General features: G+C 65.1%; 18 protein-coding genes. 10 read left to right on the forward strand and 8 right to left on the reverse strand.

Annotated elements, in window-relative coordinates; all coding sequences use genetic code 11:
- Positions 1-48: 48 nt before the first annotated feature.
- From serB to EG885_RS11610, 5 genes are all read right to left on the reverse strand, one after another.
- On the reverse strand, positions 49-927 hold the full coding sequence (serB, locus tag EG885_RS11590; RefSeq protein WP_131574642.1) for a phosphoserine phosphatase SerB: 879 nt from the start codon (positions 925-927) through the stop codon (positions 49-51).
- An 80-nt stretch (positions 928-1,007) separates the two neighbouring features.
- Positions 1,008-2,429 carry an NCS1 family nucleobase:cation symporter-1 gene (locus tag EG885_RS11595; RefSeq protein ID WP_131574643.1) on the reverse strand — a complete coding sequence of 474 codons (1,422 nt, stop codon included), beginning with the start codon at positions 2,427-2,429 and terminating at the stop codon, positions 1,008-1,010.
- 321 nt (positions 2,430-2,750) lie between these two features.
- Positions 2,751-2,942 carry a hypothetical protein gene (locus EG885_RS11600; protein WP_131574644.1) on the reverse strand — a complete coding sequence of 64 codons (192 nt, stop codon included), beginning with the start codon at positions 2,940-2,942 and terminating at the stop codon, positions 2,751-2,753.
- Positions 2,943-3,150: 208 nt separating this feature from the next.
- A complete protein-coding gene (locus tag EG885_RS23450) occupies positions 3,151-4,038 on the reverse strand; it encodes a serine O-acetyltransferase (protein WP_278248480.1) in 888 nt (295 codons plus the stop codon).
- Positions 4,001-5,356, reverse strand: a complete 1,356-nt coding sequence (locus tag EG885_RS11610; RefSeq protein ID WP_165571118.1) for a glycosyltransferase family 61 protein — start codon at positions 5,354-5,356, stop codon at positions 4,001-4,003. The genes EG885_RS23450 and EG885_RS11610 overlap by 38 nt, the downstream gene beginning before the upstream one ends.
- Positions 5,357-5,800: 444 nt before the next feature.
- Here EG885_RS11610 and EG885_RS11615 point away from each other — a divergent pair, with 444 nt between their 5' ends.
- The 6 genes from EG885_RS11615 to hspQ all read left to right on the forward strand — a co-directional run bounded on the left by EG885_RS11615 (position 5,801) and on the right by hspQ (position 12,701).
- On the forward strand, positions 5,801-8,011 hold the full coding sequence (locus tag EG885_RS11615) for a hypothetical protein (protein WP_131574647.1): 2,211 nt from the start codon (positions 5,801-5,803) through the stop codon (positions 8,009-8,011).
- Positions 8,012-8,157: 146 nt separating this feature from the next.
- Positions 8,158-9,303, forward strand: a complete 1,146-nt coding sequence (locus EG885_RS11620; protein ID WP_131574648.1) for a phosphoserine transaminase — start codon at positions 8,158-8,160, stop codon at positions 9,301-9,303.
- A gap of 122 nt (positions 9,304-9,425) precedes the next feature.
- Positions 9,426-11,015 (forward strand): phosphoglycerate dehydrogenase, encoded by a 1,590-nt coding sequence (serA, locus tag EG885_RS11625; RefSeq protein WP_165571119.1) that lies wholly within the window; start codon positions 9,426-9,428, stop codon positions 11,013-11,015.
- 70 nt (positions 11,016-11,085) lie between these two features.
- Positions 11,086-11,808: a metallophosphoesterase gene (locus tag EG885_RS11630; protein WP_131574650.1), complete on the forward strand. Its 723-nt coding sequence runs from the start codon at positions 11,086-11,088 to the stop codon at positions 11,806-11,808.
- Between the two features lie 4 nt (positions 11,809-11,812).
- Positions 11,813-12,277, forward strand: coding sequence for a CreA family protein (locus EG885_RS11635; RefSeq protein ID WP_131574651.1), 465 nt, complete (start codon positions 11,813-11,815; stop codon positions 12,275-12,277).
- A gap of 76 nt (positions 12,278-12,353) precedes the next feature.
- Positions 12,354-12,701, forward strand: coding sequence for a heat shock protein HspQ (hspQ, locus tag EG885_RS11640; protein WP_379105835.1), 348 nt, complete (start codon positions 12,354-12,356; stop codon positions 12,699-12,701).
- A 24-nt stretch (positions 12,702-12,725) separates the two neighbouring features.
- On the opposite strand, the gene EG885_RS11645 is transcribed toward hspQ, so the two are convergent.
- Together EG885_RS11645 and EG885_RS11650 are read right to left on the reverse strand one after the other, a co-directional pair.
- On the reverse strand, positions 12,726-13,172 hold the full coding sequence (locus EG885_RS11645) for an ATP-binding protein (protein ID WP_242679624.1): 447 nt from the start codon (positions 13,170-13,172) through the stop codon (positions 12,726-12,728).
- Positions 13,173-13,231: 59 nt separating this feature from the next.
- Entirely contained in the window at positions 13,232-13,579 is a 348-nt protein-coding gene (locus EG885_RS11650) for an STAS domain-containing protein (RefSeq protein ID WP_242679625.1), read from the reverse strand.
- 73 nt (positions 13,580-13,652) lie between these two features.
- Here EG885_RS11650 and EG885_RS11655 point away from each other — a divergent pair, with 73 nt between their 5' ends.
- From EG885_RS11655 to EG885_RS11670, 4 genes are all read left to right on the forward strand, one after another.
- A complete protein-coding gene (locus tag EG885_RS11655; protein ID WP_131574655.1) occupies positions 13,653-14,819 on the forward strand; it encodes an acetyl-CoA C-acyltransferase in 1,167 nt (388 codons plus the stop codon).
- Between the two features lie 178 nt (positions 14,820-14,997).
- On the forward strand, positions 14,998-16,407 hold the full coding sequence (locus tag EG885_RS11660; protein ID WP_165571120.1) for a circularly permuted type 2 ATP-grasp protein: 1,410 nt from the start codon (positions 14,998-15,000) through the stop codon (positions 16,405-16,407).
- 14 nt (positions 16,408-16,421) lie between these two features.
- Complete coding sequence (locus EG885_RS11665) at positions 16,422-17,378, forward strand: alpha-E domain-containing protein (protein WP_131574659.1); 957 nt, start codon at positions 16,422-16,424, stop codon at positions 17,376-17,378.
- 3 nt (positions 17,379-17,381) lie between these two features.
- Positions 17,382-18,194, forward strand: coding sequence for a transglutaminase family protein (locus EG885_RS11670; protein WP_131574661.1), 813 nt, complete (start codon positions 17,382-17,384; stop codon positions 18,192-18,194).
- A gap of 94 nt (positions 18,195-18,288) precedes the next feature.
- Here the strand turns inward: EG885_RS11670 and EG885_RS11675 are convergent, their stop codons facing one another.
- Positions 18,289-20,262: a bifunctional 2',3'-cyclic-nucleotide 2'-phosphodiesterase/3'-nucleotidase gene (locus EG885_RS11675; RefSeq protein WP_242679626.1), complete on the reverse strand. Its 1,974-nt coding sequence runs from the start codon at positions 20,260-20,262 to the stop codon at positions 18,289-18,291.
- Positions 20,263-20,302 lie beyond the last annotated feature (40 nt).

Raw genomic sequence — 20,302 nt, forward strand, 5'->3', positions numbered from 1 at the left:
ATTTCTGCCAAGATGAAGGCGGGCCGGGAGGGGGCAGGATGGCGTGGCTCAGGGGGTCACGAAATCGGCGTCGGCATAGCCCTGAAGGTAGAGAAGCGCGGTCAGGTCGCCGTGATTGATGCGGATATGGGCCTGCGCGGCCACCACGGGTTTGGCATGCAGCGCCACGCCCGCACCGGCCAGCTGGATCATGCCCAGATCATTGGCCCCATCGCCCACCGCGATGGCGTTCTGGGGCGTGGTTCCAAGGCGGGCGGCGATCTGGGTCAGCGCGTCGACCTTGGCCTGCTGACCCAGAATCGGCAGGGCGACCTGACCGGTCAGCCTGCCCTCTTCCGACAACAGGCTGTTGGCGCGGTTTTCGTCAAAGCCCAGCTGATCCGCCACGGCTTGCGTAAAGGATGTGAATCCGCCCGAAACCAGCGCCGTATAGGCATTATGCGCGCGCATCGTGGCGACCAGCTGCGCGCCGCCCTGGGCCAGCGTGATCCGCTGTTCCAGAACCTGCGTGATCACGCTGTCGGGCAGCCCCGCCAGCAGGGCGACCCGTTCGGTCAGGGCCTGGTTGAAATCCAGTTCGCCATTCATGGCGCGGGCGGTGATGTCGGCCACGCGGGGGCCGACGCCGGCGAAATCGGCCAGCTCGTCGATGCATTCCTGATCGATCATGGTGGAATCCATGTCGGCGATCAGGATCCGCTTGCGTCGCCCTCCGGCGGGCTGGATGGCCAGATCGATGCCGATCAGCTGCAGATCGGCCCAGACCTGATCCGCATCGGCGGGCAGGGTCGTGATGTCGAATTCGGCAGCGACCCCCGGCGACAGCCACAGCGGCGTATCGCCACCCCACCGGTCGGACAGACCACCCGGCAGATCCGGGTCCAGATTGGCGGCGACCGGAGCGGCGATCAACGAGACGGTGAACATGGGCGGCGTCCTTTTGGAGGGCTTGGCCCTGATCTATGCCAAAGACCTTTCCGGCGCCAGCCGGACTGCGACCCGCAGCGTCAGGCAGGCTTGCTGCGCCGGTAATAGATCGCCCCGCCCAGCAGCGCCCCGATCAGCCAGGCATAGCCCGACAGCTGATTGAGAACCGGCACCCAGACCGCCGCCACCGAAAAGACCGCCGCGACCCCGAAAGCCACCAGCGCGTGATCGTTCCAGCCGTTGCCATAGTAGTAGAGCCCGCCCTTGGGCGCATAGAGATCGTCGAGGCTCAGCTGCTGTTTGCGGATCAGGTAATAGTCCGCGATCAGGATGCCATAAAGCGGCGCCAGCGTCGCGCCGAGCGTGTTGACGAAGCCGTCGATGCCCACCTGACTGATGAAGCTGGTCCAGAACCCGCCGATGATCAGCGCAAAGACCGAGGTGATGATCCCCGCCATGCGAAAGCCGATGCGTTTGGGTGCCATGTTCGCGATGCCGTTCACCGCCGGGATGAAATTCGCGACCAGATTGATGCCCACCGTGGCGGCGAAGAAGGTGATCGCCGCGATGACGGCCAGAATGACGCTGTCGGTCCGCTCGACGATCTCGGTCGGGTTGATCAGCGCCTCGCCGAAGACGACCGCCGCACCGGCGGTGGTCAGCAGCGCCAGCGCCGAGAACAGGATCATGTTCAGCGGCAGACCGGTCAGGTTGCCGATCGTCATCGCGCGCTTGTCCCGGGCAAAGCGTGAAAAATCGCTGAAATTGATCATGACGGCGGCGAAATAGGCCACCATCGTGCCGACGATGGCGACAAAGCCCGAGGTTTCGGTCCAGACCGTGCCCTCGGGATTGGAAAAGATCGTCTGCGCCTGTGACAGCAGCTGTCCGTCCGCGCGGTTCCACAGCACCACGACCAGCCCGATCATGACCAGATAGACGAAGGGGCCGGCGATGTTCAGGAACGTTTCGACCCAGCCCATGCCGCGCCAGAAGATCAGGATGTGAAAGACCCAGACCAGCAGGAAGGACAGCCAGTCCACGCCCGTCATCCCCATGAACAGCGCGCCGTCGCTGATCCCCGTCAGCGACCGGATCAGCAGGGCCAGCGCGGATGATGCGAAATAGACCTGCACCCCGTACCAGAAGACCGCGACGATGGCCCGCAGCAGCGCGGGCAGGCGGGCGCCGGATGTGCCCATGCTGGCCCGGGCGAAGACCGGATAGGGGATGCCGTATTTCTCGCCCGCGGCGCCGGACAGGTTGACCAGAAACATCACCAGCAGGCCCGCCGTGATCAGGGCCGCAAAGGCCGTCCAGCCACTGACGCCGTAGGAGATGAACAGCGAGGCGACCAGACTGTATCCGAACAGCGACTGCACGTCATTGGCCCAGACATTGAAGATCGCGAACCATCCCCAGGTCTTGTCGCGCGGCAGGACGGGGTTCAGCGTGTCATGATCGGACGGGATCGGCGGCGTCTGGTGCGGGGGGTTCGGCATCGATACCTCATTGACGGGCCGGGCCTGCTGGCGGCCGTGATGATGGCCCGGACAGCGGTTGCGGGCATCTGCTGCCATAGTGATAGCAACCCGCCGGATATCTTCAACGAAATGTGTGGTACCGGAAGCGTTGGCGCTGAAACCGGGCCTTGGCCGTGCAATGCCCATGAAAAGCGCAGATGCCGTCATCGGATCAGGGATGGCAGGCCCCTTGGTGGATGGGACTTCTGGCAGCGCTGTCCTGTCGGAACTGTTCAGGGGACTGGGGGATCGGCGGCAGGGGTCGGGCTTGGGGCCGGGATCGCGGGGCTGGCCCGGGCCTTAGCGGGCCTCGGGAAAGTCCGGGGGTTTGGGATGGCCGTCGCGGACATTGCGCTGCGGCATCACCTTGGCAATGCGTTTCAGTTTAAGATGAAGGGCACTGTATTGCTTGTTATGCTGATACGCGGAAAGCGCACAGACGATCAGGTTGATTTCTTCTTCGGAAAGAAGCTCTGGTAGGGGAATTTTCAAGGATAAACTCCGTCGTCGGATGGGGAGAATGAGATTCTTGCAGCTAGACGAATGATGCACCACATGGGTTTCATCACGATTTTCCGGCGCTTCATCACAAGACCTGTCCGCCCGCCCCAATTCAATCATGACGTGTGGGCGTGGATATTTTACGCCTCTTTAGAATAAAGGCAGAGGGTCAGGCATATAGATCAATTAAACGGCCGGATTAATTTTTCTGAATGGCGGTCGAATATCGTTCGGCAGGCAGGACGTCGCGCGGCACGGTGCGGCGGGCGGTGACAGGCCGGGATGGGGCATGGCGCAGCGCGGTCGCGCCGATGTCACGGGCCGGGACGCCACCGACCACCGATCCCGGCGCGACATCGCGGCGAACGACCGAGTTCGCCCCGACGACCGCATCGTCGCCGATGCTGACCGCGCCCAGAATCACCGCGCCTGCCCCGATCTCGACCCGGTTGCCGATGACCGGGCGGTCCTGCAGCGCGTGTTTTCGCGCGATGCCAAAGGTGGTGTTCTGGCGGATCGTGACATCATCGCCGATCCATTGCGCAACCAGAATCATGCCGCCGAAATGATCCAGCCGGACCCGCCGTCCGACCCGCACGGTATAGGGCAGATAGATGCCCGTCGATCGGGACACCCATCGGAACATGACGCGATAGACCAGCGTCATCGGCGCGCGAAGCGGCTTGGGCAGGCCCATGCGCCAGTTGCCGATCCGGTGCCAGAACAACACCCAGAACCCTTCGGACAGCCAGTCGCTGCCTTGCGTGCGGTAATCTTCGGCGATCAGCCCGCGCAGGGAAATGCCCGGTGGATTGCGATCCGGGCTTCCCTCGGTGGGGGCAAAACGCGGGTCCAGCGTGGCACGCCGCCGCCATTCCTCGACCGTCCCGGACCCTTGGGTCACGCGGGTCATGGCCGGACGATCCGCGCCACCCTGCAGGGGCGCCTTGGCGGTCCGGCGCAACCGCAACGCCCGCGCGATACGCCGCATGAACGCCTCGACCCGCCCGATCCCAAGCGCTGTGAGGATGCCTGTCACCCCGGCCCCGTCAGGCCGCACGAACCGCGTGGCGACGCGGACCGGCATCGGGACGATCCATCGTTGCAAGCGTCTCGTCCACGATCTGCAGGATGCAATCGGTGGCCCGCTTGCCCAGCCTGATCCCCCGCAGCCCGTCGCCGATGGGCGGCGTGTCGGACAGGTCGTCCAGCCCGTCGATATCGGCAAAGACGGTATCGTAGCGGCAGCCCGACACATGGGCGCATTTGAAGAAATCACCCCAACGATGCACCTGAGTCTGGCGATTGCCCAGTTCGATCACCCGGGCGCCCGGCTTGGCAAAGACCATGTTGGCCAGACCGGCCCCATGCGGGGCGATCACGATATCGGCGCGGTTCATCGTCGCGATCTGTTCCAGCGGGGACAGCCGTTCGAAGATCACCGGCTCGAACCCGCGCGCCTTCAGGGACTGCAACAGCGGCTCGTGACCGCTAAGGCCACGGGCCCGGGCCTTTCCGCCCTCGTCGCGGCCCATCCAGATCAGGCGCGGCGTCGGCCCGACCTCGGCGTAATCGACCTGCTCCAGCGCTGCCTGACGCAGCAGGCGCAGGCTGGTGTCATAGGATTGCATGCCGGTCTTTTTGACCAGCCGGGGGTTCATCGCCGTGCTCAGCCACAGCGGGTCCATGCCCTCGGCGCCCAGCAGTTCCTGGACCGAGGCATCGCCGACCGATGACAGATAGTGCTGGTGGCTATAGACCGAACGGACCGCTTCGAAGCGGGCGGGCCGGACGTCGAACCACACCCTGTGCGCCAGCGAGGGATAGATCGCATCGACGAACTGCCTGACAAAGTTCTTGATCGGGCGGTCCGGCAGGTGGATGACGATCGGGCAGCCCGTCTCGTCGTCCAGATAATGGGCCAGCGCGCCAAGCGTCTCGGTCAGGAAATGGTAATAGTTGAAGCCGTTCTTCAGCTCGATCGAGATGTCCAGCGTGTTCGCCTCGGCCGCACTGCGCACGGCCAGTTCCGATGTGCCCTCACGGTGGAACGCCCGCATCATCTGCAGATAATCGTCACGCTTTGCCTTGTCGGGATTGGCAGCCTCGAATTTCGTGCGGGCGCGCAGACCCGAGGCCCCGTTCAGCAGATAGCGCCCCGAAAGGCTGACCATGCCATGCGCAAAGCGGGCGTTTTCCAGAACGACGGGGATGCTGCGCACTTCGATCGCGCCCTTGGGCAGCGACGACAAGCGCCGCGCCGTATAATTCTGTTGCCTCAGGTGCATGCTGTCGTCGTCACTGGCGGCGAAGCCCCGGATCTCTGCCGCATCGGCAGTGCGGACGATCCAGTCGGGGGCCGTATCGATATAGAAAACATCGCCATGAACAGCCGGAAGATGCAATACTTCATCAGCTGGCTGTCGCCATTTATCACGCATCCAAACACCTGTTGCTCTTTAAGTTTTACACGACGACGTGAATTAAAAGCCCCCGCCGGCATTCACGCCGAAAACACCGGTATATCCTCAGTCTCACAAGACTAAACGGTATGATTTTCCATGTCGACGGAGTCGCGCCTGTATAAAACGGCAGGTTCGGGCGGTTGGATCAGGGCAAAAGTCAACTTTACGTCAGGCCAGTTGCCTTTTCAGTCAGGGCGAAAAGGTTCCATTAACATTGTTTGCGGCGCGCTCCTGCTTTCCTGCCCAAAAAGATATATTCTATTCAGCCGGGCTTTAATTTAATCGGTTTTGCCTGATTTTTATCGTGTTGCCTGCCGGGTCCGACGACCCTAGCCTTGGCTCCGTCGGCGACCCACACTGACCGTCGCGGCAGGGGACCACAGGATGACCGAACCGGCCGTGCAGAAGCCCACCCATGAAACCGGGGGCGCTGCGCCAGATGCGAACAGGCCCATGATGCGCAAGGCGGGCGATCTGACCGCCTTGGTCAGCGCGCTGAACCCGGCTCTTCTGCAGCATGCGCAACGGTTTTTCCTGTCCCGCAAGGCGGCGGCATCGGCGGGCGCCGGTCGGTTGCGGCCTTCGTTGCGCCGGATCTGCACGCTGGAGGACACGGCAGAGGGGGTCAGCCTTGTCATCCGCGGCCCCAACCGGATCACCGATCCCCTGTTTCCGGGTTATCCCTTCTGGGGTCGCCTGGACGTCATCGCGCTGGCGCCCTGCCCCGGGGCGTCGCGGGATCACCCCCTGCAGGATGTCACAGGCGATCTTGCGGTAACCCCGTGCGAAGGTAGTCCGGTCGCGCTGTGGCAGGCAGTGGCGCCGCACCGGATGTCCGGCCCGGTGGACGATCTGCGGATGGCGGGCGGCAGATGGTGGCGGCGCGTGGGCGATACCGGGACCATCGACGGCCAGATCCGCATCGTCGCGACCCTGCGCCCCGTGCTGCTGCCCGGACCATCCTTTGCGCCGGACCAGATCCCGGCCACCTGTCACCTGGTCCTGACCCAAGGCCCCGCGCGCTGCGCATGGGTGCCCTTGGCCGATCAGGGAACCGAGCCGCGCCCCGACGCCCTGCCGCCCGCCGACCTGCCCCCCAAAAGTTTGCCCCCCGACAGCCTGCCTCAGGGCTGGTGCCGGATCGACCTTTTGGGGACCGGCGGCCGCCTGACGATGCCCCGAACCGCTGCCGCAGCCATGCTCTGCGTCGAGGATGACTGTCTGGTCCTGCGCTCGGCCAGCAGCCGGGTTGCGGCCCTGAACGGTCGCGCGCCGTTCTGGGGCATCGACAAGGCCGTTCCGCTGGACGGGTCCGATGTCACGCCGACCATCGACGGGGTTGCCGAAACGGGCCGGACCCTGACCCTGCAACTGGCCCGCGAACCGGCCTTGTCCTGCGACATCAGCTGGCAGTGCCACCAGACCGGGGAGGGGCCTGACGGATGGGCGGTCATCCCCGGCGCCACATCGCCCACCCTTTGGATACCCGCGGATCTGACCGGGGCGTGGCTGCGTGTCCGCATCCGGGGCGCCGCGACGGGGCGGCGATGGGCGGTGTCGGACAGCCTTGGCCCCGTCACGGATGCCACCACAACTGCCCCGAACGGGCTACCGCAGCCGATGGACCTGTCGCCCGACCCGGCCTTTCGACCCGGCTCGCACTGGCTGGGCAAGGTCCGGGCCGCCCTGCCGCTGAGACCCGCCGCGATGACCACGACCTATGCCCCGGCGGAAAACGTGATCCATCCCTGCGTGGTCGCGTTTCGCCAGCCCTTTCGCGGATACCGCTATCTGTGCGCCATCACCGCCTATCCCCGTGGCCCGGCCTTCGAGGATCCGTTCGTCCACGGCTCGAATGACGGGGTGAACTGGACCCTGCTGACGGGCGTGCCGCAGCCGCTGGATGTGCGAAAACCGGTGCCGGGCGCGTATAACAGCGACACGTTCATCACCCATGATCCGCAAAGCGGGCAGCTGGTCGTGGGATATCGGTCCTATGAGCCGCGCACGGACGCCTCGCCCTCGGCCAGCAATGCCGATGTGGTCCTGAAATGCCGCAGCACCGGCGACGGGCACCGCTGGTCCGCGCCGGTCGAACTGATGCGCAGGCCCGCCGATGACATGATCATGCTGTCGCCGACGATGATCTTCGATCCTGCCGGGGGCCTGTGGCACATGTGGACGATCGACCGCCCCAGCATGCACCACTGGACCGCCCCCGCCCTGACCGGCCCCTGGTCGCTGGACAGTGCCGCGATGCCCCTGGGCATGTTCAGGATGCCCCATCATCACGAGGTAAAATGGGTGGGAGACCGGCTGGTCTGCCTTTTGTATGCCCGGGGGTCGGGGAACCTGTATTTCGGCATCTTCCGGCCCGGTTCCTGGACCGACATCGACTGGAGCACCGAGCCTGTTCTGGATCCCCGCCCGGCCTCGCTTTACAAGGCGTCCTTCGTGCCGGTCCATGACGCGGATGCCGGAACGCTGGCCTTCGATCTGTGGTGGACGATGGGCGCGGCAGGCCCCGCAGGCGGCACTGATCCCGGCCATGGCCGTCGGCTGCAATATGCGCGCAGTTCGGCGGTCCGTCTGTGACGCCTGCCGGGACGCAGGCCTGAACCGCAGGGTCCAATTTGCAGCGTGTCTGATCAACAGGGCTTGCACGATATCGGGCACAGGCGTATGTCCCACGGCGGGACACCCCTCCCCAACGAGGGGCTATTAGCTGGAAGGCTAGCCATATGACCGATCTTCCGATCCCGGCCACGCGGCCGGAAAATCCGCGTTTTTCCTCGGGCCCTTGCGCCAAGATCCCCCATTATTCGCTGGACATGCTGTCGGACGCGCCGCTTGGCCGGTCGCATCGTGCCGCCGTCGGCAAGGCCAAGCTGGCTTTGGCGATCGACCTGACCCGCGAGGTTCTGGGCGTTCCCGAAGGCTATCGCATCGGCATCGTTCCCGGATCCGACACCGGCGCGGTCGAGATGGCGATGTGGACCTTGCTGGGCGCCCGCCCGGTCGAGATGCTGGCCTGGGAAAGCTTTGGCGAGGGCTGGGTCACCGACGCCGTCAAGCAGCTGAAGCTGGACGCCGTTGTCCGCACCGCCGACTATGGCAAGATCGTCAATCTGGCCGAGGTCGATTTCGACCGCGATGTCGTCTTTACCTGGAACGGCACGACCAGCGGCGTGCGCGTCCCGAATGGCGATGCGATCCCTGCCGACCGTGCCGGGCTGACCATCTGCGACGCGACCAGCGCGGCCTTTGCCATGGACCTGCCATGGGACAAGCTGGATGTGGTGACCTTTAGCTGGCAGAAGGTTCTGGGCGGAGAGGGCGCGCATGGCGTGCTGATCCTGAGCCCCCGCGCCGTCGAGCGGCTGGAAACCTATACCCCCGCCTGGCCGCTGCCCAAGATCTTCCGGATGACCAAGGGTGGCAAGCTGATCGAGGGCATCTTCAAGGGCGAGACGATCAACACGCCCTCCATGCTGGCGGTCGAGGATTATCTGGTCGCCCTGACCTGGGCGCAGGGTCTGGGCGGGCTGCCCGCGCTGATCGCCCGGGCGGATGCCAATGCCGGCGCCGTGCGCGATTTCATCGCGGACAAGGACTGGATCGCCGATCTGGCGGAGGATCCGGCGACCGGATCGACCACCAGCGTCTGTCTGAAATTCACCGATCCCGTGATCCGGGATGGCGCGGCATTCGCCAAGGCCGTCGCCAAGCGGCTGGAGAAGGAAGGCGTCGCCCTGGATGCGGGCGCCTATCGCGATGCGCCGGCGGGGCTGCGGATCTGGTGCGGGTCCACCGTCGAGACGGCGGATGTCGCGGCGCTGATGCCCTGGATCGAGTGGGCCTATCGCAGCGAGCTGGCCGCGCAGTAGTTTTGCGTCCCGCGACTGCCGGGGGCTGTCTGCCCCCGGACCCCCGAGGATATTTCCAGACCAATGCAGGATGAAGCGTCGGCGCGGCCAAGGGCCCGGACGCGATACAAAGGATGAATGACATGCCGAAGGTTCTCGTGTCCGACAAGCTGTCGGAAACCGCCGTCCAGATCTTTCGCGATCGCGGCGTCGAGGTGGATTACCTGCCCGATCTGGGCAAGGACAAGGACAAGCTGGCCGAGGTGATCGGGCAGTATGACGGGCTGGCCATCCGCTCGGCCACCAAGGTCACCGAGAAGCTGCTGGAAGCCGCGACCAATCTGAAGGTCATCGGGCGCGCGGGCATCGGGGTCGACAATGTCGACATTCCGGCGGCCAGCAAGAAGGGCGTGATCGTGATGAACACGCCCTTTGGCAACAGCGTGACCACCGCCGAACATGCCATCGCGATGATGTTCGCCGTGGCGCGGCAGCTGCCCGAGGCCAGCGTTTCCACCCATGCCGGGAAGTGGGAGAAGAACCGCTTCATGGGGGTCGAGCTGTTCAACAAGACGCTTGGCGTGATCGGCGCGGGCAATATCGGCGGCATCGTGATCGACCGGGCTTTGGGGCTGCATATGAAGGTGCTGGCCTATGATCCGTTCCTGTCCGAGGACCGGGCGAAAGAGCTGGGCGTGACCAAGGTCGAGCTGGACGAGCTGCTGGGGCGGGCCGATTTCATCACCTTCCACGTGCCGCTGACCGACAAGACCCGCAACATCCTGTCGCGCGAGGCGATCGCCAAGCTGAAGCCGGGCGTGCGGATCATCAATTGCGCGCGCGGCGGTCTGGTCGATGAAGAGGCTTTGGCCGAGGCGCTGAAGGACGGTCGCGTGGCCGGGGCGGCGTTCGACGTGTTTGCCGTCGAGCCTGCGACGGACAGCCCGCTGTTCAACCTGCCCAATGTCGTCGTGACCCCGCATCTGGGCGCCGCCACCACCGAGGCGCAGGAGAACGTCGCCCTGCAGGTGGCCGAGCAGATGGCCGATTATCTGCTGACCGGCGCGGTGCAGAACGCGCTGAACATGCCCTCGGTCACCGCCGAGGAGGCTGCGGTCATGGGGCCGTGGATCAAGCTGGCATCCCATCTGGGCGCCTTTGTCGGCCAGATGACGGACGAGCCGATCAAGGCGATCAATGTGCTGTATGACGGCACCGTATCCGAGATGAACCTGAACGCGCTGAATGCCGCCGTGATCGCCGGCGTGATGAAGGCGGGCAACCCGGACGTGAACATGGTCTCGGCCCCGGTGATGGCCAAGGAGCGCGGCGTGCAGGTGTCCACCACACGGCAGGACAAGGCGGGCGTTTACGAGGGCTATGTCAAGCTGACCTGCGTGACCGAAACGCGCGAACGGTCGATCGCGGGCACCGTCTTCAGCGACGGCAAGCCGCGCTTCATCCAGATCCGGGGCATCAATGTCGATGCCGAGGTGGGCCAGCACATGCTGTACACCCGCAACAAGGACGTGCCGGGCGTGATCGGCGCGCTTGGGATGACGCTTGGCGATCTGGGCGTGAACATCGCGAACTTTACCCTGGGCCGGGCCGCGAATGGCGCGGATGCGATCGCGATAATCTATCTGGACGAGGCGATCAGCGATGAGGCCCTGGCCACCCTGCAGCAGACCGGCAAGTTCCTGCAGACCCGCCGGCTGCAATTCGAGGTTTGACCTTGACCCCGCGCGCACCTACCCAAGGGGCGCGCGGCATTTCCTGCCGCAGGCCGGGCAAGGGTGAGCGATGCGACTTTACGCGATTGGCGACATTCACGGACATCTGGACCTGCTGAAGGCGGCCCATCAACGGATCTTCGACGATGGCGGGCCGGATGCGCCGATCGCCCATGTCGGCGATCTGATCGACCGCGGCCCTGATTCGCGTGGCGTGGTTGATTATCTGCTGCGCGGGCAGCGTGCCGGGCGGCGGTGGATCGTCACGCGCGGCAATCACGATCGCTTTCTGCCCGCCTTTCTGAACAGCCCGGACTGGACCGATCCGGGCCTGTCCTCGGGGCAGCATTGGGTGGATCATCCGGGACTGGGGGCGGCCACGACGCTGCGGTCCTATGGCGTGGACCCCGATCAGCCGCGCGCCGCACTGCTGGAGGCCGCGCGCCGGGCAGTGCCTCAGGATCACGCGCAGTTTCTGGCATCGCTGCCGCTGTGGTATCTGCATCCGCGGGCCCTGGTCGTGCATGCGGGCCTGCGGCCCGGCGTCGATCTGCAGGCGCAGAGCGAACATGATCTGGTCTGGATCCGGCAGGGGTTTCTGGACAGCGATGCCAATTTCGGGCCGCTGCTGGTGCATGGCCATACCGCGCTGGAACGCCCGACCCTGTATCGCAACCGGCTGAACCTGGATGGTGGGGCGGCCTATGGCCGGGCCTTGTCGGCGGTCGTGATCGAACCCGGAACGGTGCATCTGCTGACCGATGCCGGCCGTCATCCCCTGACCGCAGAGTGACCCGATGCGCCTGATCCCCTGTGCCGCCGCCCTGTTCCTGACCACCATGCCCGTGGCCCAAGCCGAGGAAATCGGCCGGGTCGGCGTCGATTGGGTCGGCAATGACGTCATCATCGAGGCGATCCGCGACCCCGAGGTGCCCGGCGTGACCTGCCATCTGGCCTATTTCAGCCGCTCGGTTCTGGACCGGCTGAGTCAGGGCAACTGGTTCGAGGATCCCTCGAACAGCGCCATCGAATGCGCCCGGACCGGCCCCATCGACGCATCGGGGCTGGACCCCGACAGCGACGGAGAGGATGTGTTCCGAGAGGGGCGGTCGCTGGTCTTCAAATCGCTGCGCGTGCGCCGGATCTGGGACGCCGAAAACCGGGTGCTGGTCTATCTGGCCCATGCCAGCGAGCTGAGCGAAGGCTCGGCCAAGATGTCCATGGCGACGGTGCCACTGGCCGAGGGCGATCTGGCACCCTGACCGGGCATCCGGTGGACAGAATCGCCCCGGCGGGTTAGAAGACGCGCTGACTTTGCACGATTGCGGATACTCACGGATGGACGCCCCCCGGATGCAGGCCCAAAGCCGCCAAGCGAAATACAGTCTGGGACAGATCGTGCGCCACCGCTCGCGGCCGTTTCGCGGCGTGATCTTCGATGTCGACCCCGAATTCGCCAATACCGAAGAATGGTACGAATCGATCCCCGAGGAATCACGCCCGCACAAGGATCAGCCCTTTTACCATCTGTTGGCCGAAACCGAGGCGACCTATTACGTCGCCTATGTCTCGGAACAGAATCTGGAACCCGACGTCTCGGGCGAGCCGCTGGACCACCCCGAGCTGGGTGATATGTTCAGCACCTTTGTGGACGGACGTTACAGCCTGTCCGGGCCGGTGAACTGACGGTCCCTTACCCCTTGGCGGGCGTCACGCCTTTGCGGGCGGCGTCAGCGGGATGCTGAAGGCCAGATAGTTGCGGCTTTCCTCGCGGTAATAGCACAGGGCCTGCGTCAGATCCTGGATCAGGAACCAGCCGAACCCCCCTTCGGGCAGATCATCCATGGCCAGCGTCGGCAGGCTGCGGGGCAGCATGCAATCGTCGGGCAGCGTGTTGCCGTCATCGGTCAGGGCGCAGGCGATGCAGGCATCCTGATGGACGATGCACAGATGGATGACCGGGGGGCGCGGCGGCGCCATGGCTGTCTGGCGCCCGGTGCGCGGGGCATGTTCGGTGACGTTGTTCATCACCTCAGCCAGAACCAGCTCCAGCCGGCCCAAGGTCTCTTCGCTGACCTCGCGGCTGAACCGCTGGCGCACATCATGCAAGGTGGCGCGCACGGTGACCGGATGGGCCTTCAACACGCGATGGAACATCGGTTGGGTCCGGACTGCCGATCGGCTGCCAGGCTCCGGGCCGGATAATCCGGGATGGGTCATGCATCAGGTTCCTTCCTTGCGGGTTGGGGCTGCAGATCGAACACGCTGTCCATCCGCGTCAGGCGGAAGACGCGTTCCACATTGGGCGTCAGGGCCTGCAGCACGATGGCCAGATTACCGGGCAGGCTTTTGCGGACCGATATCATCGCCCCAAGGCCCGAACTGTCCATGAAATCGACCGCCGCCATGTCCAGACAGACGGATTTTCCACAGGGGGCGACGATGTCGCGCAGCTTGTCCTTGAACATCGTGGCGACGGCGGCATCGATCCGGGGTTCCATCACCCTGATATGCAGATGGGTGTCGGAATCTTCGACGATGAACTGCATGAGGGGTCCTTTCATGTCCGCGTCCCTGATGACTAGACGCCAAAGGTTGCGATCCGGTAAGCCGAAGGCAGGGGATCGGGGGAAAGTCATGACAAATCGAGGCATCTGTATTCTGGGCGCCGCCCGGACGCCGATGGGCGGGCTGATGGGGGCGTTGTCGGGCCTGCCCGCGCCGGATCTGGGCGGGGCGGCGATCGCGGAGGCGCTGGCGCGGGCCGGGGTCGCGGACCGGGCGCCCGATGCGCTGATCATGGGCTGCGTGCTGCCCGCCGGTCAGGGTCAGGCCCCGGCACGGCAGGCAGGCTTTGCAGCGGGCCTGCCGCAATCGGTGCCCGCCACCACGCTGAACAAGATGTGCGGATCGGGCATGCAGGCCGTGATGATGGCCGCCGACGCCATTGCCGCCGGCAGTGCCGGTCTGGTCGTCGCCGGCGGGATGGAAAGCATGTCGAATGCCCCCTATCTGCTGCCCCGGATGCGGGCCGGGGCGCGGTTGGGCCATGCGCAGGTGCTGGATCACATGTTTCTGGACGGGCTGGAGGATGCCTATGACAAAGGCCGCCTGATGGGCAGCTTTGCCGAGGATTGCGCCACCGAATTCGCCTTTTCCCGCCAGCAGCAGGACGATTATGCCCGGGCCAGCCTGTCGCGGGCGCAGGCGGCCATCGCCTCGGGCGCCTTCGCGGCGGAGATCGCCGCGGTCACCGTGCCGGGTCGGGACGGCGACCGGATCGTGGATACGGATGAACAGCCCGGCCTGGCCCGCCCCGACAAGATCGCCCGGCTGAAGCCCGCCTTTCGCAAGGACGGCACGGTGACGGCGGCCAACAGCTCCAGCATCTCGGACGGGGCGGCGGCGCTGGTGATCGGCGCCGATCCGGCAGGCGCCATCGCCCGCATTCTGGGCCATGCCAGCCACGCTCAGGCACCCGGGCAGTTTCCGACCGCCCCGGTTCCCGCCGCAGCCAAGCTGCTGGCACGCCTTGGCTGGACGCCGTCCGATGTCGATCTGTGGGAGGTGAACGAGGCGTTTGCCGTCGTGCCCATGGCCTTCATGGCGCGGATGGATATCGCCCATGACGTGGTGAACGTGAATGGCGGCGCCTGCGCGCTTGGCCATCCGATCGGCGCCTCGGGGGCGCGGATCATCGTGACGCTGATCCATGCCCTGCAGGCGCGCGGGCTCAGGCGCGGGATCGCCGCCATCTGCATCGGCGGAGGCGAGGGCACCGCGATCGCCATCGAGTTAACATAAGTTGCACAATAATCCGGCATGCCACCCCTTGCGCCCGCCTTGCGGTGGTTCGGTCCTGGGGTGCCTGCGGAACTTATGGGCAACCGCACCGGTTCTTCTGTAGACATCGCCGAACCGGGCGCGGATCATCGATGCCAGAACAGCCCGGACAGACGATGCACCAGACATTGGGGGGATAATGAGTTATTACAACGAGATGTTCGAAGGCGACAGCGTGCGCGACCCCTATGCCCGTCTCAGGGAATGGGTCGAGACGATGCCCGACGATTTTCGCCAGATGAAACAGGCCGAGGCCGAGGCGCTGTTCCGGCGCATCGGCATCACCTTTGCCGTCTATGGCGAGGGGGGCGATCCGGACCGCCTGATCCCCTTCGACATGATGCCCCGCGTGTTCGAGCAGGCCGAATGGCGCAAGCTGGAACGCGGCATCAAGCAGCGCGCCCGCGCCCTGAACGCCTTTCTGCGCGATGTCTATGGTCGCGGCGAGATCGTGCGCGCCGGTCGCATTCCGGGCCGTCTGGTCTATCAGAACGAGGCCTATGAGAAATCCGTGGTCGGCGTCGTGCCGCCGCGCGGGGTCTATTCCCATATCATCGGCATCGACCTTGTGCGCACCGCCAAGGACGAATTCTATGTGCTGGAAGATAACTGCCGCACGCCCTCGGGGGTCAGCTATATGCTGGAAAACCGGGAAATCATGATGCGCATGTTCCCGCAGCTGTTCCGCAACAACCGGATCGAGCCTGTGGACCAGTATCCCGACCTGCTGCGCCGCACGCTGGAATCGGTGGCGCCCGCCAAATGCAGCGACCGCCCAACCTGCGTGATCCTGACGCCGGGCCATTTCAACAGCGCCTATTATGAACACAGCTTTCTGGCCAACCTGATGGGCGTGGAACTGGTCGAGGGGCAGGATCTGTTCGTGGACGGCGAATTCGTCTATATGCGCACGACGACGGGTCCGAAACGCGTGGACGTGATCTATCGCCGGATCGACGATCCCTATCTGGATCCGCTGTGTTTCCGCCCCGATTCGATGCTGGGCATTCCGGGGCTGATGGATGTCTATCGCTCGGGCGGGGTATCGATCTGTTCGGCACCGGGCGCGGGCGTGGCCGATGACAAGGCCATCTATACCTTCGTCCCCGAGATGATCCGGTTTTATCTGGGCGAGGAACCCATCCTGAACAACGTCCAGACCTGGACCCTGTGGAAGGATGACGATTACCGCTATGTCATGGAACACCTGCCCGAACTGGTGGTCAAAGAGGTCCATGGCTCGGGCGGCTATGGCATGCTGGTCGGTCCGAAATCCACGAAAGAGGAAATCGAGACCTTCCGCCTGAAGATCCAGGCCAATCCATCAAATTACATCGCCCAGCCCACGCTGGCCTTGTCGACCTGCCCGACCTTCGTCGACGAAGGCATCGCACCGCGCCATGTGGACCTGCGGCCCTATTGCCTGTGCGGCGACAGGATCGAACTGGTGCCGGGCGGCCTGACCCGCGTCGCTTTGCGCGACGGCAGCCTCGTGGTGAACTCGTCGCAGGGCGGGGGCGTCAAGGACACCTGGGTGTTGTCGGAATGAGGGGGGGAACCACAATGCTCAGCCGCACCGCATCGAACCTGTTCTGGATGGGCCGCAATCTGGAACGCGCCGAAACCGCCGCACGCCTTCTGGATGTGGGCCAGCGCATCACGCTGCTGCCCAACACCGAACTGGGCTATCAGAACGAATGGAATTCGCTGCTGCAGGCCTCGGGCAGCTCGGACCTGTTCCGGGAAAAATACGGCGAGATCACGCAGGAAAACATCGAAGAGTTCATCTTTTTCGACCGTGCCAACCCGTCATCGGTGGCCAGCTGTCTGGAAAAGGCGCGCGAGGCCGGGCGGATCGTGCGCACCGCCCTGACCTCTCAGGTCTGGGACGCGCTGAACGTGTCCTATCAGGAATTGCGCAAGATCGAACGCCAGCCCCGGTCGACGCTGGACACGGCCTCACTGACCGATTTCACCACCGGCCACACCTCGACCGTGCGCGGCGCGATCAATGCGACGCAGCTGCGGAACGATGGCTGGCATTTCATGAATCTGGGCTATGGTCTGGAACGGGCCGATGCGACGGCACGCCTGCTGGACGTCAAGTATTTCGTCCTGCTGCCCCGGATCGAATTCGTGGGATCGGGCCTTGATACCTATCAATGGCAGGTGATCCTGCGCGCCCTGTCGGCGCACCGGGCCTATCACTGGGCGTATGGCGGCGACATCACGGCGGGTCAGGTGGCCGACTTCCTGATCCTGAACGGCGAAAGCCCGCGCGCGCTGATCACGTCGCTTTACGAGACCGTCTGGCATCTGGAAGGCTTGGCGCGCCGCTATGGCGACGGCGTCCCCCATGCGGCCCGCGACAAGGCGCGCGAGGTGCTGACCGCCCTGCAGGCCCGTGATATCGAAATGATCTTCGACGAGGGGCTGCACGAATTTCTCAGCTGGTTCATCCGCGAACTGTCCGAGATTTCCAACCTGGTCCACCAGGATTACCTGCTGGGAGGCGTCTAGGCCATGAAGCTCAAGATCTCGCATGAAACCGTCTATCGCTACGACCAGCCGATCCGCAATCTGGTCCAAAGCCTGCGCCTCACCCCCTCGGTCTTCGAAGGCCAGAAGACCCATGAATGGAAGATCGAGGTGTCGGGCGGCATTCGCGGCCCCGGGTTTCGCGACGGCGCGGGCGACTGGATCGAGGGCTGGACCGTGCGCGGCCCGGTCGATCACGTCACCGTCCGCATCGACGGGCGCATCGACACGCGCGACATGGCGGGCGTGCTGCGCGGGCATCGCGAAATGATCCATCCGCTGGCCTATCTGCGCGACAGCCCCAAGACCCTGCCCGACGCGGCCCTGCGCGATCTGGCGGCCTCGATCAAAGGCAGCACCGCCGATGCACTGGATCTGGCCCATCATCTGTCGGCGGCGGTCAGCGGACGCATCGCCTTTCGCCCCGGCGTCACCGGCACCGGCACCACCGCCGCCGAAGCCCTGGCGTTGGGCGAGGGCGTCTGTCAGGATCACAGCCACGCGCTGACGGCGATTGCCCGCCTGCGCGACCTGCCGGCGCGCTATGTCTCGGGCTACCTGCATTCGACCATCGACGGCCTCGCCCATGACGCCGCCCATGCTTGGGCCGAGATCCATGTCGAGGGTCTGGGCTGGATCGGCTTCGACGCCGCCAACAGCTGCTGCCCCGACGAACGCTATGTCCGTCTCGGCTCGGGGCTCGACGCCGCCGACGCCGCGCCGATCCGTGGCGTGGCCCACGGCACCGGCGCCGAGGAACTCGACGTCAGCGTGCGCGTCGAGGAAATGACCCAGTAGACCCCGAACGCTGGCCTCTTTCATCTTGGCAAAAATATCCCGCGGGGGTCCGGGGGCGCGAAGCCCCCGGTCCGGCGCCCCCGAAAGCCCACCCTCACAAGGTGATGCGATACCGCACGAACCCGTCCGCCGCCGCGCCCGCATCCTCGATGCTCAGCGTCGTGACATCGCCCAGATAGGCCGCAGCCCCCGGTCCCGTGTCAAACAGCACCGTCGCCCCCTCCAGCGGCACGAACGACCAGTTCCCGTCCGCCGCCGGATCGATGGTCCCCTCCTCGACGATGTAACGCACGATCACGTCGCGATTGGTATCCGGCCCCTCAAAGACGATGGTCGATCCATCCGCCCCCGGAAACGCCCCCCCGCCCGAGGCGCGGTAATTGTTCGTCGCGATGATGAACACCGCCTCCGGATCGACCGGCTGCCCGTCAAAGGACAGATCGACGATCCGGCTGGCCCCGGCATCGACCAGCAGCCCATCGGCATCAAAGCGTGACGGCTGAGACAGATCGATCCGATAGCTCACCCCATCGATCACATCGAAATTATAGCTGCGGAAATCCGGATCCAGCAGCATCTGATCCGCCTCGCCCGGGGTGATCTGCAAAAACGCCCCGGCGCTGCGCTCCAGCCAGTCCTTGACCTGCGTGCCCGTCACCTGCACCGCGCGGATGGTGTTGGGATACAGATACAGATCGGCCACATTGCGGATCGCGATATCGCCCGCCGGGACGTCGGTAAAGTAATCCGGCCCCCCGCGCCCGCCCGCCTTGAAGGGCGCCGCCGCCGACAGGATCGGCAGCCCCTCATGCTCGGTCCCCGCCAGCATCTGCGCGATATACCAGCTTTGCGCGTTCGAGACGATCTGCACCGACGGATCGTCGGCCACCATCGCGAAATAGCTGTACAGCGGCGCCGTCGTCTGCCCCACCGGGCGGCGCACATAATCCAGCGTTTCCTGATGCTCGGCGGCGGTCGCCGCCTCGATGGCCGCGACGCTGTCGACCAACGCCGTCACCTCGCCTTCGTCATCGCGTTCGGCAATCGGGCGCGCCTCGACCTCGTGGCCGGCCACGACCCATCCATCGCCCTGACGCTGCATCAGCAGATCGACCAGCCCCATATGCGACCCCCAGAACCCGGCCATCACGCCCGGCTTGCCGCCGATCGTGCCAAGCGCGGCATCGACGCCCTCGACCCCTTCGAAATCAGGACCGGGAAAGACCTGATGCGCATGGCCGGTCAGGATCACGTCGATCCCCTCGATCCCGGCCAGCGGAATAGCGGCATTCTCCATCCCCGGCTCGGCCAAGGCGCCGCCGATCCCGCAATGGGCCAGCGCGATGACCAGATCGACCCCCTCGGCCCGCAGCTTCGGCACCCAGGCTTCGGCGGCCTCGACGATGTCGCGGGTGGTGACCTGCCCCTCCAGATGACCCCGATCCCATTGCATGATCTGCGGCGGCACGAATCCGATGATCCCGATGCGGATCGGATGGGCCTCGCCCGCGCCATCGACCAGATCGCGTTCCAGCACGGCATAGGGCGGCACTAGTGTCCGGTCCTCACCGGGGCTGGCACCCTCCTGGCGCACGACATTCGCGCAGACCACTGGCCAGCCCGCCCCGGCCAGACTGGCCTGCAGAAACGCCAGCCCATAGTTGAATTCGTGATTGCCAAGCGTGCCGCCGTCATAGCGCAAAGCCGCCATCGCCTGAATGACGGGATGGCTGGCCCCTTCGGGCATCCCCCGCTCATAGGCGATGTAATCGCCCATCGGATTGCCCTGCAGGAAATCGCCATTGTCCAGCAGCAGGCTGTTGGTGGCCTCGGCCCGCACCGCACCCACCAGCGCCGCCGTGCGCGCCAGACCCACCGTGTCCGCCACCCGGTCGGCGTAATAATCATAGGGCCAGACATGCACATGCAGATCCGTCGTCTCCATGATCCGCAGATGCGCCTGCCCCGCTTCCGCCCGGGCCGAGAACGGATGCAGCGCCACCAACGACGCCCCCGCCGCACCAGAGATCAGAAAGCCGCGGCGTGTCAGGGCAAAGGCGTTGGTCATGCGTGTCATCCCATCTGTGTTGGAACACCCAGCATGTGCC

This window comes from Paracoccus nototheniae, from assembly GCF_004335005.1.
GTDB lineage: Bacteria > Pseudomonadota > Alphaproteobacteria > Rhodobacterales > Rhodobacteraceae > Paracoccus > Paracoccus nototheniae.

Bases quoted from the DNA above. Each gene is read 5' to 3' on its own strand.
- serB (WP_131574642.1), bottom strand. From the start codon at position 927: ATGTTCACCGTCTCGTTGATCGCCGCTCCGGTCGCCGCCAATCTGGAC.
- EG885_RS11595 (WP_131574643.1), bottom strand. From the start codon at position 2,429: ATGCCGAACCCCCCGCACCAGACGCCGCCGATCCCGTCCGATCATGAC.
- EG885_RS23450 (WP_278248480.1), bottom strand. From the start codon at position 4,038: ATGCCGGTCCGCGTCGCCACGCGGTTCGTGCGGCCTGACGGGGCCGGG.
- EG885_RS11615 (WP_131574647.1), top strand. From the start codon at position 5,801: ATGACCGAACCGGCCGTGCAGAAGCCCACCCATGAAACCGGGGGCGCT.
- EG885_RS11620 (WP_131574648.1), top strand. From the start codon at position 8,158: ATGACCGATCTTCCGATCCCGGCCACGCGGCCGGAAAATCCGCGTTTT.
- serA (WP_165571119.1), top strand. From the start codon at position 9,426: ATGCCGAAGGTTCTCGTGTCCGACAAGCTGTCGGAAACCGCCGTCCAG.
- EG885_RS11630 (WP_131574650.1), top strand. From the start codon at position 11,086: ATGCGACTTTACGCGATTGGCGACATTCACGGACATCTGGACCTGCTG.
- EG885_RS11635 (WP_131574651.1), top strand. From the start codon at position 11,813: ATGCGCCTGATCCCCTGTGCCGCCGCCCTGTTCCTGACCACCATGCCC.
- hspQ (WP_379105835.1), top strand. From the start codon at position 12,354: ATGGACGCCCCCCGGATGCAGGCCCAAAGCCGCCAAGCGAAATACAGT.
- EG885_RS11645 (WP_242679624.1), bottom strand. From the start codon at position 13,172: ATGTTCCATCGCGTGTTGAAGGCCCATCCGGTCACCGTGCGCGCCACC.
- EG885_RS11650 (WP_242679625.1), bottom strand. From the start codon at position 13,579: ATGAAAGGACCCCTCATGCAGTTCATCGTCGAAGATTCCGACACCCAT.
- EG885_RS11655 (WP_131574655.1), top strand. From the start codon at position 13,653: ATGACAAATCGAGGCATCTGTATTCTGGGCGCCGCCCGGACGCCGATG.
- EG885_RS11660 (WP_165571120.1), top strand. From the start codon at position 14,998: ATGAGTTATTACAACGAGATGTTCGAAGGCGACAGCGTGCGCGACCCC.
- EG885_RS11665 (WP_131574659.1), top strand. From the start codon at position 16,422: ATGCTCAGCCGCACCGCATCGAACCTGTTCTGGATGGGCCGCAATCTG.
- EG885_RS11670 (WP_131574661.1), top strand. From the start codon at position 17,382: ATGAAGCTCAAGATCTCGCATGAAACCGTCTATCGCTACGACCAGCCG.
- EG885_RS11675 (WP_242679626.1), bottom strand. From the start codon at position 20,262: ATGACCAACGCCTTTGCCCTGACACGCCGCGGCTTTCTGATCTCTGGT.